Origin of the sequence: Pseudochelatococcus contaminans (genome assembly GCF_014195635.1) — a bacterium.
Lineage (GTDB): Bacteria > Pseudomonadota > Alphaproteobacteria > Rhizobiales > Beijerinckiaceae > Pseudochelatococcus > Pseudochelatococcus contaminans.
Genome location: NZ_JACICC010000019.1, coordinates 14,234 through 29,390 on the forward strand (window position 1 = coordinate 14,234; position 15,157 = coordinate 29,390).

A 15,157-nucleotide genomic window follows, 5' to 3' on the forward strand; every position below is an offset into this window, starting at 1 on the left:
GTCGCCGCACCTCGGCGTGGTCGGGCCACGAGGACCTCAGCGATCGAACACACAGCAAAACATCAACACGCGGCTATCCGGAAGGGACTTCAAACATGGATATCGGCATCGGCGAACTCTCTCAGCTCACCGGCGTCAAAATTCCTACGATCCGCTACTATGAGCAGATCGGGCTGCTGCGCGAGCGCTCGCGGAGCAAGGGAAACCAGAGACGCTACGACCACGGCGCGGTTCATCGCCTTCTTTTCATTCGCCGCGCCCGCGATCTCGGCTTCAGCATCGAGGCGATCAAGGATCTGTTTCGACTTGCCGACGTCTCATTCTCAAGTCCGGCCGAAGCGCTCCGCATCGCAAAGGAGCAACTCGCTGCGGTCGAGGAAAAAATCGTTCAACTGGAAACACTCGAAAAGGTGATTCAGCTCGTTGCCGAAAGCGAGAATGACGGGAATCTGATCCCGCTCGATATTTTGCCCTTGAATGACACCAGCCGCGATGGCGATGCTGAGGTGAAAGCTTCAAGCAAAGGCCGCGTATCGATTCACTAGCCTCATCCCAAGGACCCACGACGTTGAGATACTATTCCCATGTGAAAAGGAGCCAGAGCTGTATCGTGGTCGGTGCGGGACCGGCGGGCCTGATGCTCGGTCTCCTACTGGCCCGGTCGGGCGTCGACGTCACGGTCATAGAAAAGCATCAGGACTTCCTGCGGGACTTTCGCGGAGACACCATCCACCCGTCGACCCTCGAAGCGATCCACGAGCTTGGCTTCCTCGACGAGCTTCTCGCTCTTCCCCACCAGAAAGCCTACCAGCTCCACGCCGAGATCGCCGGGCGCAGCGCCACGATCGCCGATTTCTCCAGGCTACCGACGCGCGCCAAGTTCATCGCCTTCATGCCGCAATGGGACTTCCTGAATTTTCTGGCGGAAAAGGCTGGGGAATATCCGCGTTTCCGACTGCAAATGTCGACCGAAGTAACCTCGCTTCGTTGGGACAACGAACGCGTTGTCGGCGTGAACGTGCGCCAGGGCGACCGCGACCTCGTTCTGGAAGCCGATCTCGTGATCGGGGCGGATGGACGCAATTCGATCGTCCGCAAGGCGGCAGGACTTGACGTGCAGAGTTTCGGTACTGCCACCGATCTTCTCTGGATGAAGGTCTCGAAAGAGGCCGGCGATCCCCAGCAGGCGATGGGGCATGCCGGCCCGCGGCAGGGGCTGGTTTTGATCGATCGTGGCGACTACTGGCAATGCGGCTATGTCCTTGCCAAGGGAACCGTCGATACCCTGAAAGCGGAGGGGCTTAGCGCGCTTCGCGCGAGGATTGCCGAAGTCGCGCCATTGCCGAACGATCGCTTTGAAGAAATTCGCTCCTGGGATGACGTCCACCTCCTGAGCGTTCGGATCGACCGGCTGAAGACGTGGTGGAAACCCGGCGTGCTGTGCATCGGGGATGCAGCCCACGCCATGTCGCCGATCGGCGGTGTCGGGGTAAATCTCGCGATCCAGGACGCTATAGCCACGGCCAACACGCTGGCGGAAGCCTTGCGCGAGGGCCGGCTGCAAACATGCTTGCTTGATGCCGTACAGCGCCGACGCAGCTTTCCAACCAAAGCGACCCAGAAGCTGCAATTGATGATGCGCAGTCGCAAGCGAGCGGGTGAGGCGCGCAATACGCGAAGTCGGAAACCTCCACTCTTCATGCGGCTGATAGCCAGGTCATCTCTGCTGCCCCGGCTGACTGGCCGCCTCATTGGGATCGGCTTCCGTCCGGAGCATGTCCGCACCCAACTCGTCGATTGGACCTGTTCGCTGAAAGGCCCTCATAGACAGAAGCCGCACGATGACGCGCTGGAAGACCATTGATCGCACCACATCGAAACCTGCGACCTGTGCCACCGGCCCAGGCGGAGCGACAGTTGAACGAGGAGTGAATGTGAAGACCGTCAGGCTTGGGACGATAGAGTTTTGCAACACTCGACCGATGGTGTTTATGGGCGGCGTGAACGTGCTGGAAAGCCGCGATCTCGCCATGCGGGTGGCGGAGGTGATGACGACGGAGACGACGCGCCTGAACATGCCGTATGTCTTCAAAGCTTCTTTCGACAAGGCTAATCGGTCATCGAACCGATCCTATCGCGGGCCGGGGATCGATGAGGGCCTGAAAATCCTTCAGGAGGTACGCACGAGCTTCGGCGTCCCGGTCCTCACGGATATCCATCTTCCCGAACAGGCTACGGTCGCCGCCGAGGTCTGCGACGTGCTGCAACTGCCCGCGTTTCTGGCGAGGCAAACCGACCTGATCGAGGCGATCGCACGAACGGGCAAGGTCGTCAATGTCAAAAAACCGCAATTCATGAGCCCAAGCCAGATAGGGCATGTCGTCGAAAAGCTGGAGGACTTCGGCAATCATCAGGTCGTCATATGCGAGCGGGGAAGCAGCTTCGGCTACGACAATCTCGTTGTCGACATGCTGGGCTTTGGTGTCATGAAAACCGTGACGGCTGGCGTACCGATCGTTTTTGACGTCACCCATTCGCTGCAAATGCGCCAGGCCGGAGCAAGCAGCTCCGGCGGTCGCCGCGATCAGGCGTTCGAACTCGCTCGATCCGCCATGGCATTGTCGCTGGCCGGACTATTCGTGGAGGCTCACCCCGATCCGGACAGGGCCTTGTGCGACGGTCCAAGCGCCCTGCCTCTCGCCCAAATCCCGGCGTTCCTCGCGCAGGTGAAGGCCGTCGATGATCTGGTGAAGTCCTTTGCCGGAATTGGCCACGACTGCCAATAAGCCACATCAACGCCACTTGGCGTTACGGGTTTGCCTGGGCGGCCCAAACAATCCCTTCTCAGCGGTGAATGAGACGATAGTGCGGGCGGTCGTACACGAACCGACATATCCGTAAGGACGGCGGATTTTGAATGCGCTGCGTCTACCAACTCCGCCACGCCCGCACTTTGCCGCCGATCGCCCTCTAGGTCTCTGCCCCTAGCGCCATTTCGGCAGGATTCTCATACTCCACTCCCACACCGCCAGCCCGTTGAAAATACGATGTTTTCACTTCATCGTGATTTCCTGTTGATTGGTAGACAAACCCCTTTTTGAGACGGCGTTGTTCGACATCGCGATCCTGTTTCGGGAAGGCGGCTTCTACGGTCGGGTCCGCTACAAGACCAGCTCGCTCTATCCGTCAATGGTCATGCACGGCATCGGCAATTCCGTCGCGGTGCTTGAACGCCTGCTGAAGTGAAGGCCGTGCCCGGCGCGCGGGCGCCGAGGCGTTCACGTTGGAGACCGATTCGGCGTCGCCGGCCGGACGAGCGTCCGCGCGACCCGCCTATGTTTAACCGCCGATAGCCAGGAGCCCTACTCCGACCGAATCACCCTTTCCGCCCGTTGGATCGAACTACATGGTCGTTCGTGTAGCAGCGTGAGCCAATGCTCGCAGGCGGGCCCGACAGGGATCGGTATCTCCACTGAAAAGCGTCTCGCGCTTTCTCATCAGCAAACGATCGGCGACCTCACGCCGATCAAAGGAGGACGGATGACTGACGGAAAATTTCTCACCGCCGAAGAAGTATCGGAACGCTATCGCGGAGGAGTGTCTGTCGGCACGCTTCGCAATTGGCGTGCGATGAAAATCGGGCCTTCCTTCGTGAAGATCGGCAAAGCCGTGCTCTATCCCATCGTGGAGCTTGAGGCCTGGGACGAAACGAATAAGATTCGTTGCCGGGCTTCAAGGAGACTCACCGGGAGCGACGGGGATCAGGTGTGAGGTCACGTTCGATCACAAAAACAGACCCCAATTACCGGCACCTACTCAACAGACACATCGAAAAAAGACCGGAAATTCAACACTTTAGTAAATTACGTGGGACGTTCCACAACCATCCGAGCGGTAATCCTGAGCCAAGTAGTGCCGATAAGGTGCTGACACAGCGACTCAAGGAAGCGCTGGGGCTGGTGGAGGTGCACATGATCGTGGCGGGTGTAGGCACGGTGTCGTTCGCTGAGCGACGGCTAATCTAATTCTCGGGGCTTCGCCCCCCTTTCTTCGGCCTCAAATACCTCTTGGGACGAACTTCCCTGCTTATCATCAAGATTGCTCGTATCTCGTACGGCTTTGTCGTCTTCTGAATTTGATTCTTGCCCTGCAGGGGGAGCTACTTCCAAATTTATGCCCTCTCTCTGGGCAGGGCTAACTTTGGAAGTCGATTCTTCAATATCAGAACTAGGTAATGATTGCGACTCCCTATTTTTATCATTGGCGCTAACAGGTTCTGCAGAGTAGAAAAAAGGGGTAACAATAAAAAGGGCAATAAAAATTAATGAAGCAGCAATCATTCCATTAATGGTGGACTTCGCTGTTTTCTTATACAGTCGAATGGCATCAAGCACCGGATGTAATGCCAGTTCTCGATAGTCCGAGCGGGTTAGTGCTATGTGAATGTTTTTATGCCAACGCCTCATGTTGCGCAGCTCATTTACCAATGATTTAGAGCTGACATGATGCTGAAGAACAATGCTCGACCATGTAATAGCCAATACGACGCAGCAGAAAATTATCCCAGCAACCGCCCAGGTGTTTTTCTGAGAGGTCAGCAATGTAAGGCGGACACCTAGGCCCGTTGCCAATGCAGCCAGGCCAATCACAAAACCTGCAGAAAGTCTATGAATGCGCTCTACGATACGCGAAACATCTTCTCCAACCGCCTTCCTGAGGTCGGCCATAGCTTTTACCGTTTCTGCTGACTTTGATCTCACATAGGCGCGATGATCAAGCCGGGCCCCATCAAGGGCTTCTTGCAGAGATTCAGGCAATACGGTTAGCCACTCCGGGACTCCATTGGAGTCAGAGTCTCTGACAATCGCAGAAAGACGTCGCACAAGAACTTCATGCCTGGCTTCCGTATCCTGCTTTACAAGTATCCAATCGGCAGCTTGGCATATTTTCGCATAAGCGTTGCTATCCTGGCACTTTTCTCCAAGCGAGAAAGTGCGCTTTCTGGCGCCATTTATAGATACTTTAGTTGTATCTTCTTTCCAGACATCTGAAACAAGTAGTGTTGCCAGATTTTTAGTTGCCAGAGTCTTCCATATATTCCACGGCTCGCCACCGCCGTCATGACCTACTAGTATCCAACGATAGGGGTCTGCCGGAACAGTGTTGCCAGTCAAGTCTCGCACTACGCCTTTTCTAGGGTCAATTGCATCTGAATCAGGCTCCAAGCACGACAAGCCAGGCAATAGTTCACCATCCCAAGGCAGGACAGAAAATCCTTTGGTTTTGAACCCATCAAAGGAACTTAGCACCAGTAGCTCACTAGCCAATGTCAGCGCTACGTCTCCCAAAGCTGCTGAAAATCCTGCTAGCGACGCAAAGAAAATTCTGCCTCCTACCGGCTTCTTGATTACAAGGGTGACATCCTCATTCGCAATGGCATCTGTGGCGATTTCGGAAAATTCGCCATCACGGATGGAAATCGACCAAGCCTCAGATTTCTTTCCTGAGAAATCTTCGAAGGCCCGCTTGAAATCGTCTAATTTTTCAGGAGAGACATGCCCGGAAATGTCGATTTGCCCGATGGTTTCTCGGATGCTGGCTTGCTCCCCTAAAGAATCAATCAGGGATGCGAGGCATTTTTTCGAGTTCATCGTTCCGTTCCAGGCCGGTGGAGCGTATGGTTATTTCAACGCCTCCATTCCCTTCTGTTTTTATCTCTACGTTCTTGTTTTCTTCATGCCCAGCACTAAACAAGAGAGTAATCCCCTCGTTTGTGACCACTCGTCGGTACTCGGCTGGTGGCGGGGTGGCTCCCTCAAACTTGAATGCTTCTGTGCTTATATTCTTGCTGGCGAGTTTGCTCTTGAAGGTTTTTAGGATCGCGGCCTCTGGAGCCACTCCTTGCAATACGGCGCCAAGAAATTCCTCTGGTTTTTCAAAGTCAAACCCTTCAAGCCTTGACATGGCTGCTCGTACAAACCGCTTTGGAGCTTTAGCAACTTCGGGGGGAACCTCGCTCTTGTGCGCCTTGATGGATTCGACTGCCGCATCTTCTAGACGCTTGGTCAGTTCGACAGGTTCAAGGGCTCGGCGTATATCCAGGAAATTTGCAAAGTGTTGAGTGGCATCGCGGTAGCGACCGGACGAATGGTCAATTACAACGATTGATGACTGAAAGCCTCCATTCAATTCAGAGCTATTATGTTCTTGGAATCGTATGACTGCAGATTTTTGCATAGCCTTTCGATCCTTCGTAAAGGTTTCCACAAGCGTCTGCAAATCAGGAACAAGGTTTCCATCTGCATCCAAGATTGGTTCGCCTTTTTCGTCCTTAATATAGGAGTAGGATACAACCTGCTGGTGCTCATATTTTATGACAGCAACAAGTCGATTATTTCCTTCCGTTATTAGGGAGAATAGCATCAGAACGCCAGGCGCAAGTCGCTTGTCTTGCTTTACCTTCTCTTTGAATCTATCCGCCAGATCGTGCGAGACTTTTACAAATTCATCTTTCGCGCCCTTGCTCGGCAAGGCTCGATAAAGAAGGCCCGGAACTCCTGCTCCGGGAAGAAACTCATACGCGGCTCCGCGAAGAGTTTCTTTAACTCGCTCAACAAAAAAATCCACGCATTGCGGTGGTTTAACTTCTGCCAAGAAAACGGGAGACTCCGTTGCTGGATCCACAACGTGGAAGATCATTCGCTCAATAGTGAGGCTCTCTGCCTCTTTTTCGCTAAGAATGCTCATCAACACCCCGTTTTCATTTTGAATTTATTTAAATAATGTGTGATATATATTTTTCCTCACATTATTTTGGCGTTGGAAATATTTACCTTCAAGGCAAGCCAAATGATTTTTTGGTGCCAACCCGCCCCAAGTATGTAATTTATCAGAAATTCATAACATTTGGAGACATCCTTGCGTCTCCGCTTCGCGGATCGCGCTGCTCTAGGTTCGCTGTTCGCTCATCCCTGACGGGACTGGCATTCGCCAGCCTTGCACATCCCTGACGCCTACGGCCCGGCTTCCAGCTTCGGGCCTGCGCGCTTCGCTTGCGTGCGGTCTGCACATCACGGCGGCCGTTGCCATGTCCAGCCGTCTCTCCTGACTCCATCACCTTGCTCGCGACTGTAGCCCGTGGCCGCGTGCCATCAAGGCGCGCCAGGCCGTGTCCTCGGCTGCGCCTGCGGGCCGCACCACCCTGACGCTTTTCTCCTTGACGGCCCACGTCCGTGGGCTCCTGACCGTCGCGGGCGATGAACTCAGAAAAGACGGTGGCAACAGGGCCAACCGGGTTCCTCGTGCCAACCGCACCGAACAGCCGAAAGGCTGGGCTCCGAATCTAGGAATCCGGTGTGCGGTTTGAACAGCAAACCCTTTTCGTCAGGAGAAAGACCATGCTTGCATCCCGTTTCGCTTCCCGTTCCCCGGTACTGCGCAGCGATTCCCCGCTGTCCGATGACCAGATTCACCGCGTGGCCCCATCCATTTTTGCGGAAGCGCCCCACGAAAGTCGCTCCCAGCGTTACGCCTATATCCCCACCGCCACGGTGCTGACCGAACTGCGCAAGGAAGGGTTTCAGCCCTTCATGGTGACGCAGACCCGCACCCGCCACGAAGACCGGCGCGACTACACCAAGCACATGATCCGGCTGCGCCATGCCAGCCAGATCAACGCCCGAGGCGAAGCCAACGAAATCATCCTGTTGAACTCGCACGATGGCACCAGCAGCTACCAGATGCTGGCCGGCATGTTCCGTTTCGTATGCAGCAATGGGCTGGTGTGCGGCGATACCGTGGCCGATGTGCGCGTGCCGCATAAGGGCGACGTGGCCGGGCAAGTGATCGAAGGTGCCTATCAGGTGCTGCATGGCTTCGACCGTGCGCTGGAATCCCGCGAATCCATGCAGGCCATCACGCTGGACGAAGGCGAGGCCGAAGTGTTCGCCCGCGCCGCGCTGTCGCTCAAGTACGACGACCCGGACAAGCCCGCACCCATCACCGAGTCGCAAATCCTGATGCCGCGCCGGTTCGACGACCACCGCCCGGACTTGTGGAGCGTGTTCAACCGCACCCAAGAGAACCTGACCAAAGGCGGTTTGCACGGGCGCAGCGCCAACGGACGCCGTCAGCAGACCCGCCCGGTGCAGGGCATTGATTCCGATATTCGCCTCAATCGCGCTCTGTGGCTGCTGGCCGATGGCCTGCGCCAGTTGAAAGCCTGATTTCCCTGCGCGGCAGGGGCAGGCAGCAACCCTTGCCGCGTCATTCGCTGCTGTATTCCATCATCGCAAGGAGTTTTCACCATGAACGCCATCAACCACACCGAAGCCCAAGCCATCCACGCCACGGCCAGTGCCGCGCCTGCCGTGCTGCTGGAAGCCGCCGACCCGAGCAAGAATCTGATTCTGGTGCCGCTGTCGCGGCTGGTATCGCGCCCCACGGGCCGCAACGTGCGCAAGACCCCGCGCCACGCAGCACCAGCCGGGTGCCGAACTAGCGCAGGCCGTGGCGCTGGATATGGCGGCATGGTGGCAACCCACCGCAGACGGCTATTTCCAGCATGTGCCGAAGGCCGCGATTCTGGAAGCCGTGGGCGAGTTCGCACCGGAGCACGTCACCCGGCTGGCGAAGTTGAAAAAAGGCGACATTGCCAGCGAGGCCGAACGGCTGGCCGATGGCACTGGCTGGATGCCTGCTATCTTCAAAGGTGCGGTCTATTTAGTGCGAACAACAGCGCAAGACTCTCAAAAGAGAGCGCTTCTGCAGAAAAAGCAAATAATAATCTCTACAGATTAAGTCTCTGCGAAGAAAGGCTCCTCATTTTTAAATGGTGAGCCAAAAATTTACTCTTTATTGCAGAAGATTGGATGCATTTGAGTTCTTTTCTGCATGGCCCAGCACGAACCTATTTAATGACTTCAGGATTGTTTGGGAACGCCGTTGCCGAAAAAAATGACATTCTATTTTGCGATGAAACCAAATCAATCTGAGCAATATGGTGGCTCTTTAGTGGAGTTGACTCGGAATAGAAGAAATAATTAAGATCACTTGAGTTTAACTCAATTGCAAGGCCACTGATATCTAGGGAGTAGCATGACTTGAGGACTTTATGTTTTACAGATGGGAATTTGATTTTAAAAATCTCATTGTAATGAGGCTTGAAGTAGCGAATCAGTCCTGCCTCGATCATGCCGATTTTCTGTTTCTTTTCGGGAGGGTTTTGCATTGCGTGCATAAGCCTGGATTCATTTCTATCTGATTTATCTGCATCCTTTGCCATGCCATCCATTGATGTCAGCATTTGGGCATGATCAAATTGGTACATGAATATCATGATTTCTTTGTCAGGATAATCGTAATTCGTCATTGCCAATATCTTTTGAAGTGTTGAATGGCTTCTTAGTCTATCTAGCGCAGATCTGTTTCCCTGGTCTCCCAGTGCCTGCCCCACATATAGAACTTCATATTTATTCAGATCGCTCGGATTGTTTGGATAGCAATTGGAATGGGCGGTCGCAAGAAAGCTTGCGGGAAGATAGGTGACCTCTTTTCCTTCTGGATTAATGCTATTAATTTCTTTGAACGGGTATTTGCATTCAAGAGAAACCGCATCATCCTCCAGCTCCCAAGGATATTCATCAAATTCAACCCGCTTCTCTTCTCCATCAATCTTGTAGCAAATCACCCCAGACAGCTTGTTATCTTTGTGGACTATAGAATCTGGGTCGAAATATGGTGATGGCCTGGCTGCAATTATGTATATGTGGCACTTCGAAAGATTCTCCCTGTCATCATCCTTTAATGTTCCGCCCTTTAATAATTGGTGCGCTGTGACCATTGATGTATAGCTATTCATATAGCCAATTGCGAACTCTGTAATGTATTTTCTTTTCATTCGAATTTGTCGGGTTATTGGTTTTTTGAAGGGTGCTTTGCAAAAATATTGGATTCCATCCAGTTTACTGAGAAAAATAGGTGCGATGTGTTTGTGTAGTCTCGGTTGACCGTGGCAAGTTGCGCGAAAGGGTGCCGCCCTAGGCGCTGGCGGTTCGTTGCCTATATGCCACGGAGGATGGTTCCGATACACCACCTGACCTCGATGTGGAGATTCCACGTCACGCATCAAGCATGTGGCCGCGAGTTGTGGCAGGAGCGCTCTTACCTTGCTGCTGGGGCATTGACCTAGCCGCGTCAGGGCGCAAGCCGGTGAAGCTGTCATGCGGGGATGCCGTGTCGGCCATGTCTCCATTCGGGAGCGGGCGGCCCCTGCGACCTTGGCTTGTCGTGAATCCTGGCGGTGGCGCGGCTGCGCCTTGGGCTTCATGGCCGCAACCTTGCAGCGAAAACAATTTCTCCTGCGCTGCACGCATTCCTCGCGGGACAAATTCTTTTCGCTTCCAGGTTCTCCACGTTGTTGCGACCGCTGCGCGGTGCGACCAGTCCATCCCCCGCCGGACGGATCACAACAAGGACGCACTGGCGCGACCTTGTTCAACCCGAAAGGAGAAATCATCATGGCTAACATCGACACCTTCACCACAGAGAAAGACGGCTTCACCGGCCAGCTCCGCACCCTGACCCTCAACGTCAAGCTGGTTCCCAACGACAAGGGCGACAATGAGAAGGCCCCCGACTTTCGCGTGCAGGCGGCAGGCCACGACATCGGCGCGGCATGGAAGAAAACCAGCGAGGCCGGGCGGGCCTACATCTCCGTGACCCTCGACGATCCTTCGTTCCCGGCGACGGTCTATGCCCGCCTGATCGAAGGCGAGGACGGCACGCACGACCTGATCTGGTCGCGCAGCAAGCCAAAGGTGGCCTGACGGAGCCATGAAGCCCCGTCCACTGCGGCGGGGCTTTCCTATGATGGAATGTCCGGCAGTTTGGATTCACCCTGGACAACCTCAATTGTCATGGACATTGAGATTTGAGGCACACCTCCCGGCGATGGGGGAGACTGAATATCGTGCGCAGGAAAGAGGCTCGCTACATCACGGTAGATAGCGTCGATCAATGTAAACAGAGCAACGAACGACATAGTAAGACTGCGGAGTTTCATGCTATCACCATCGTCCGATAGCGTCACGAGGATCGGGCCATCGCCGGTTTGGCCTGCGGCGATCTGAGAGTGCATGTGTTCCTGTTGCCTGCGAAAATCATTTAGGGATTGCCGTTCGTTATCTAGCGCGAGAACAAATGCCGATGGCATTTCCCCCTTTTTTGACAAAGCCCGGATGCACGCTATCGCTTTTTCAAGCGATGTGATGCAGTCTTCCATAGCAAATGCGAAGTCGAACACAGGCAAAAGTCGGCCTTTTGCCATCTCGGCAGTAGATCGTTGACCTTCGCTTATCTGCGCAAGTATTAACAACCGCGCATCGTTGTAGTGACGGGCCGTCTTGACAAGACAATGAACCAACCAAGAGCGCCACTTTCTTTTTTCGACTGAAACATCTGGCTCGGAAATAAATATGCTTACAAGCATGGCATGCGAGCGAAGACCTTCAATGTTCAGATGAAGAGGCGGCATGCCGCAATGTGTTGGTATGGTCATCTGGTGTTTTAACGGCCAGCTAGGCCGCGATCATGGGTTCTCTATTTTCGATGCTGCAACGATTTCGTTCAGTTCCCGCTGGACTTGAGCAAGGAGCTTATCGGCGTTGAGCTGGTCGCGTCCTGCATATGCCAGCGTCAGCAATGTGAGCGGATGAATCTCCATGACTTCGCACAGTTCGGCCAGCTTGTTCAGCGTCGGGCTTTTGAGGTCGCGCTCCAGCGCACTCATGTAGGTGCGGCTAGATACATCCGAGAACGCCTCTTGGCTCAGACCACGCGCCTTTCTGATCCGCCGCAGTGCATCGGGCAACGATGGCTTGAACGCTGTCATTCTGAACTTCCCCCAAAATCCAGAATGACAACCTGTTGCGCCCTATAGGGCTACAATCTATAGTGTTCATTTTGTCTGCTTGTGCTTTTACTGAAACCCGCATCGGCGGCTTTCTTCAAAAGCGGAGAGCCTGATCCGTGTCTTTCCTGACTTTCGTGCATGTGCCTTCGTGCCTCTACGTCTCTGCGGATACGTGGGATTGCGCATTGGTGCTTTCGTTGGAAGGCGTGAAAGCGCCTCTGCTGCTCCGCAAGTCCTTGGACGTACAGCCATGACTCCGCTCATCACCGCCGACGAGCGCACGCGCCTGCTGGCCAACGGCCAGGCCCGCGCTGCCGGGCAGGACACCGACCCGCTGCCCGTGGCACGCCTGTTCACGCCAGATGCGCATGCCACCTGGCTGCTGGCTTCGCTCGACCCAGCCGATGGCGATACCGCCCACGGCCTGATCGACTTGGGGATTGGCATGCCTGCATTGGGAACGGTGAAGCTATCCGACCTGGCCGCCATCGTCGGGCCGCGCCAGCAGCCGGTGATGCGGGATCGCTATTTCCAGCCTGTGCGACGGTTGTCGGAATACCTGCAACTGGCCGAAGACAACGGTTCAATTACCGATTGAGGGCCACCGCGAAGCGGTGGCGCACTGTGTCTATTTCGGTCTGGTCTGTGACCCGTTCGGTCTGAATCGGCAGTGTTGCACCGAAGCGGTGCGTGCCAGATCGAAACGGTCATGATGCCTGGCGCGGGCTGCGGCAAGCTGACCGACGCGGCATGCCATTGGAGAGCGTTGCCGCCGTCGCACTCGGACGATTTCAGCAACGCATCGGAGTTCATCGGTCTTGACACTGCCAGTTTACGCTTCACCCATGACGTTTTGACGATGGCTTCGTAGCACGCCGTTTCGCTGTGGCGACGCACCCCCAGCACAGGGAGGTTGCCTCATGGCTGATCGCAGTGCCGAGCCGTGGTATGCCACGGCGGCCTATCTCTACGTTCTGCACCTGGATGGCCCGGCGCTGGCCTGGGAGTACCTGCGCCGTCATCCAGACTATCGTCACGACTGGCTGCGCCGTCGTCGCCAACCGGATGCTGCCGGGCATTGGGGGCTGCGCCTGCTGGAAGATCCCACGCTGGATGCGCGAGACGCGCACCCGGCCTGGTTCCCCGACCACGATGCCGTGGTGCAGCTCTACCCGGATGCCGATCCGCCGCCCGACGCCCTGTGCTTTGAGTTCTGGAAGCTACCGGGCCACAAACACCTGATCCATGACGGCAAGCGCCTGGTGTTGGTGGCGCGCTGGCCCGGCTGCTGCCTACATTTCGTGCTCGCGCCAGGCTTGGCCGATGGCATGGCTTATGCCTATGCCATCCGGGCCTGCGCCGCGCCTTGCGAACGCTATGCGGCCCTGGCGAGCGAATTGAACAAGATCGCCGTGGCAGCCGGTGCCGTACCTGCTGCGACCGTCCGGCCACGTCCGCCGCTGTCCGCATTGCTGGAACTGCACACGCTTCAGGCGCTGGACGCGACCTTGGCGGGTGCGTCCTTGCGGGAGGTGGCCGAAGGGCTGTTTGGTGTGGATGCCGTTGCTGCCGACTGGCACGCCGACAGCGCTCTGCGCGCCCGCGTGCGGCGGCTGGTGCGACGGGGCGATGGGCTGATGCGCGGCGGTTATCGCCGTCTGGCACAGCTTCCCGCTGTCACTTCGCATGAGGGGGGACGTTTCGCATCGCCTGCAGAACGTCCCTGAGCAAGAGTCCCAAGTTTCTTGAGACTGCCTCCATCCGGCTGCGCTGTGTGGCCGGGCTTGATGGAGGTACATCCCATGCGACCCGCTCCCTTGCGGCCTGCCGCCGCTCCCGCTGCCACACCCACACAACCCCAACGCTATCTCACCAACGACGAAGCCGCTGACTACCTGCGGCTGTCACCGCGCACGCTGGAGAAACAGCGCGTCATCGGTGGTGGCCCGAAGTTTCGCAAGTTTGGTCGCCGCGTCATGTACGCCGTGGCCGACCTTGATGCCTGGGCGGAAACGCGCAGCTTCGAGACCACTTCCGATCCTGAATATGCCGAGCACCACTCGGCTGACAGCCGTGCGCGCTGATCGGCGCATCGCAGGTGGCCATCGCCATGTCCCGCCCACCAGGGCACGCCTTGCAGCAGCGCGAACAGCTCGACCTGTTTCGCGCTCTGCCGGGCGAGGACATGGCACCGCGCGATGCCCAGGACTTGATGGCCTATCCGTTTTTCTCGCTGGCGAAGTCGCGGCGCACGGCGCCGATCGACTTTCGCAGCGGCAACATCACCATTCGCGTGGAAGGCACGCAGGAGCATGGTATTGCCACCATCTGGGATGCCGACATTCTGATCTGGGCCGCCAGCCAGATCGTCGAAGCCAAGGACGCGGGTATCCAGCCGTCCCGGCGGATGCAGGCCACGCCCTACGAGATCCTGCGCTTCATCGGGCGCGGCAAGTCGCTACGCGACTACCAGCGCCTCAAGGCCGCACTGGATCGGCTGCAATCGACCACGGTGGCGACGTCCATCCGCGAAACCACGGGAAGGCGATTGCACCGCTTTTCGTGGATCAACGAGTGGAAAGAGCTGGCCGATGCCAACGGCACACCGCTGGGCATCGAGCTGATCCTGCCGGACTGGTTCTATGCCGGCGTGCTGGACGCTGCTCTGGTGCTGACCATCGATCCGACGTATTTCCGGCTCACGGGCGGCATCGAGCGCTGGCTGTACCGCCTGGTGCGCAAGCATGGCGGCAGGCAGGAACACGGCTGGCAATTCGACTTCCGGCACCTGCACCGCAAGTCGGGCAGCAGCACGCGGTTTTCGGATTTCGCCTACGACCTGCGGGCGCTGGTTGCCCGGCAATCGCTGCCGGGGTACGAGCTGGGCATCGTGCGGATTCCCGAGGACGACATGGAATTGCTGACCTTTCGGCCCGTGCCGCAGACGGCACGGGGATAACAGCGGGACAAGCTGTGGATGGGGTCGTGCTATCAGGAGTAAGAGGTGTCGTGCTATCAGGAGTACGCCTATCGTGCTATCAGGAGTACGACAACGCCGGAAAGCCAATAACGGCGCGGGTTTGCGATCCCTCTAACATTACTAACTTAAATTCTCTAACTATTGGTAGAGAAGCAGCATTGCGGTGGACAACTGTCGGGGTGCCAGGTTTCGCGAACCGGGGCGAGGTTTCATGAACTCGTTCCAGGAAACGCGAACCGGATTCACGGACCGGGAGCCGGATCATG

Annotated in this window: 18 protein-coding genes and 1 tRNA gene; 13 read left to right on the forward strand and 6 right to left on the reverse strand. The window is 56.4% G+C overall.

The window, feature by feature from the left end; all coding sequences use genetic code 11:
- Window positions 1-95: 95 nt before the first annotated feature.
- The 3 genes from FHS81_RS17340 to kdsA all read left to right on the forward strand — a co-directional run bounded on the left by FHS81_RS17340 (window position 96) and on the right by kdsA (window position 2,786).
- A complete protein-coding gene (locus FHS81_RS17340) occupies window positions 96-545 on the forward strand; it encodes a MerR family transcriptional regulator (protein WP_080918541.1) in 450 nt (149 codons plus the stop codon).
- A gap of 23 nt (window positions 546-568) precedes the next feature.
- Entirely contained in the window at window positions 569-1,864 is a 1,296-nt protein-coding gene (locus FHS81_RS17345; protein ID WP_280951308.1) for an FAD-dependent oxidoreductase, read from the forward strand.
- A gap of 70 nt (window positions 1,865-1,934) precedes the next feature.
- Complete coding sequence (kdsA, locus tag FHS81_RS17350; protein WP_342587435.1) at window positions 1,935-2,786, forward strand: 3-deoxy-8-phosphooctulonate synthase; 852 nt, start codon at window positions 1,935-1,937, stop codon at window positions 2,784-2,786.
- An 80-nt stretch (window positions 2,787-2,866) separates the two neighbouring features.
- Here kdsA and FHS81_RS17355 read toward each other — a convergent pair.
- Window positions 2,867-2,950 (reverse strand) — tRNA-Leu (locus FHS81_RS17355).
- 128 nt (window positions 2,951-3,078) lie between these two features.
- Between FHS81_RS17355 and FHS81_RS17360 the strand changes: the two genes are divergently transcribed.
- From FHS81_RS17360 to FHS81_RS19380, 3 genes are all read left to right on the forward strand, one after another.
- Window positions 3,079-3,246: a hypothetical protein gene (locus FHS81_RS17360; protein WP_183754812.1), complete on the forward strand. Its 168-nt coding sequence runs from the start codon at window positions 3,079-3,081 to the stop codon at window positions 3,244-3,246.
- 294 nt (window positions 3,247-3,540) lie between these two features.
- The gene (locus FHS81_RS17365) at window positions 3,541-3,771 is read left to right on the forward strand and encodes a helix-turn-helix transcriptional regulator (RefSeq protein WP_080918567.1); all 231 of its coding nucleotides are present in this window, start codon (window positions 3,541-3,543) and stop codon (window positions 3,769-3,771) included.
- Window positions 3,768-4,025 (forward strand): JAB domain-containing protein, encoded by a 258-nt coding sequence (locus FHS81_RS19380; protein ID WP_428982462.1) that lies wholly within the window; start codon window positions 3,768-3,770, stop codon window positions 4,023-4,025. Before FHS81_RS17365 ends, FHS81_RS19380 begins: the two co-directional genes overlap by 4 nt.
- Here the strand turns inward: FHS81_RS19380 and FHS81_RS17375 are convergent.
- Window positions 4,017-5,651: a hypothetical protein gene (locus tag FHS81_RS17375; RefSeq protein ID WP_236078899.1), complete on the reverse strand. Its 1,635-nt coding sequence runs from the start codon at window positions 5,649-5,651 to the stop codon at window positions 4,017-4,019. The two genes, FHS81_RS19380 and FHS81_RS17375, sit on opposite strands and share 9 nt — an antisense overlap.
- Window positions 5,617-6,747, reverse strand: a complete 1,131-nt coding sequence (locus FHS81_RS17380) for a nucleoid-associated protein (protein WP_124084161.1) — start codon at window positions 6,745-6,747, stop codon at window positions 5,617-5,619. The genes FHS81_RS17375 and FHS81_RS17380 overlap by 35 nt, the downstream gene beginning before the upstream one ends.
- Before the next feature lie 650 nt (window positions 6,748-7,397).
- Between FHS81_RS17380 and FHS81_RS17385 the strand changes: the two genes are divergently transcribed.
- Entirely contained in the window at window positions 7,398-8,225 is an 828-nt protein-coding gene (locus tag FHS81_RS17385) for a DUF932 domain-containing protein (protein ID WP_029043638.1), read from the forward strand.
- Window positions 8,226-8,508: 283 nt separating this feature from the next.
- Window positions 8,509-8,799: a hypothetical protein gene (locus FHS81_RS17390; RefSeq protein ID WP_428982463.1), complete on the forward strand. Its 291-nt coding sequence runs from the start codon at window positions 8,509-8,511 to the stop codon at window positions 8,797-8,799.
- A 109-nt stretch (window positions 8,800-8,908) separates the two neighbouring features.
- Here the strand turns inward: FHS81_RS17390 and FHS81_RS17395 are convergent, their stop codons facing one another.
- On the reverse strand, window positions 8,909-10,327 hold the full coding sequence (locus FHS81_RS17395; RefSeq protein WP_210281805.1) for a hypothetical protein: 1,419 nt from the start codon (window positions 10,325-10,327) through the stop codon (window positions 8,909-8,911).
- Window positions 10,328-10,517: 190 nt separating this feature from the next.
- On the opposite strand from FHS81_RS17395, the gene FHS81_RS17400 reads away from it, so the two are divergent.
- The gene (locus FHS81_RS17400) at window positions 10,518-10,826 is read left to right on the forward strand and encodes a DUF736 domain-containing protein (RefSeq protein ID WP_124084160.1); all 309 of its coding nucleotides are present in this window, start codon (window positions 10,518-10,520) and stop codon (window positions 10,824-10,826) included.
- 38 nt (window positions 10,827-10,864) lie between these two features.
- On the opposite strand, the gene FHS81_RS17405 is transcribed toward FHS81_RS17400, so the two are convergent.
- Both FHS81_RS17405 and FHS81_RS17410 read right to left on the reverse strand, forming a co-directional pair.
- Window positions 10,865-11,557 (reverse strand): hypothetical protein, encoded by a 693-nt coding sequence (locus tag FHS81_RS17405; protein ID WP_124084159.1) that lies wholly within the window; start codon window positions 11,555-11,557, stop codon window positions 10,865-10,867.
- A gap of 30 nt (window positions 11,558-11,587) precedes the next feature.
- Window positions 11,588-11,890: a helix-turn-helix domain-containing protein gene (locus tag FHS81_RS17410; protein WP_081651398.1), complete on the reverse strand. Its 303-nt coding sequence runs from the start codon at window positions 11,888-11,890 to the stop codon at window positions 11,588-11,590.
- A 271-nt stretch (window positions 11,891-12,161) separates the two neighbouring features.
- Here FHS81_RS17410 and FHS81_RS17415 point away from each other — a divergent pair, with 271 nt between their 5' ends.
- The 4 genes from FHS81_RS17415 to FHS81_RS17430 all read left to right on the forward strand — a co-directional run bounded on the left by FHS81_RS17415 (window position 12,162) and on the right by FHS81_RS17430 (window position 14,870).
- Complete coding sequence (locus FHS81_RS17415) at window positions 12,162-12,509, forward strand: DUF2958 domain-containing protein (RefSeq protein ID WP_124084158.1); 348 nt, start codon at window positions 12,162-12,164, stop codon at window positions 12,507-12,509.
- Window positions 12,510-12,831: 322 nt separating this feature from the next.
- The gene (locus FHS81_RS17420) at window positions 12,832-13,638 is read left to right on the forward strand and encodes a DUF2285 domain-containing protein (RefSeq protein ID WP_124084157.1); all 807 of its coding nucleotides are present in this window, start codon (window positions 12,832-12,834) and stop codon (window positions 13,636-13,638) included.
- 75 nt (window positions 13,639-13,713) lie between these two features.
- A complete protein-coding gene (locus FHS81_RS17425) occupies window positions 13,714-13,995 on the forward strand; it encodes a helix-turn-helix domain-containing protein (RefSeq protein WP_124084156.1) in 282 nt (93 codons plus the stop codon).
- Window positions 13,996-14,021: 26 nt separating this feature from the next.
- Entirely contained in the window at window positions 14,022-14,870 is an 849-nt protein-coding gene (locus tag FHS81_RS17430) for a replication initiator protein A (protein WP_201267072.1), read from the forward strand.
- The last annotated feature ends 287 nt before the right edge of the window (window positions 14,871-15,157 follow it).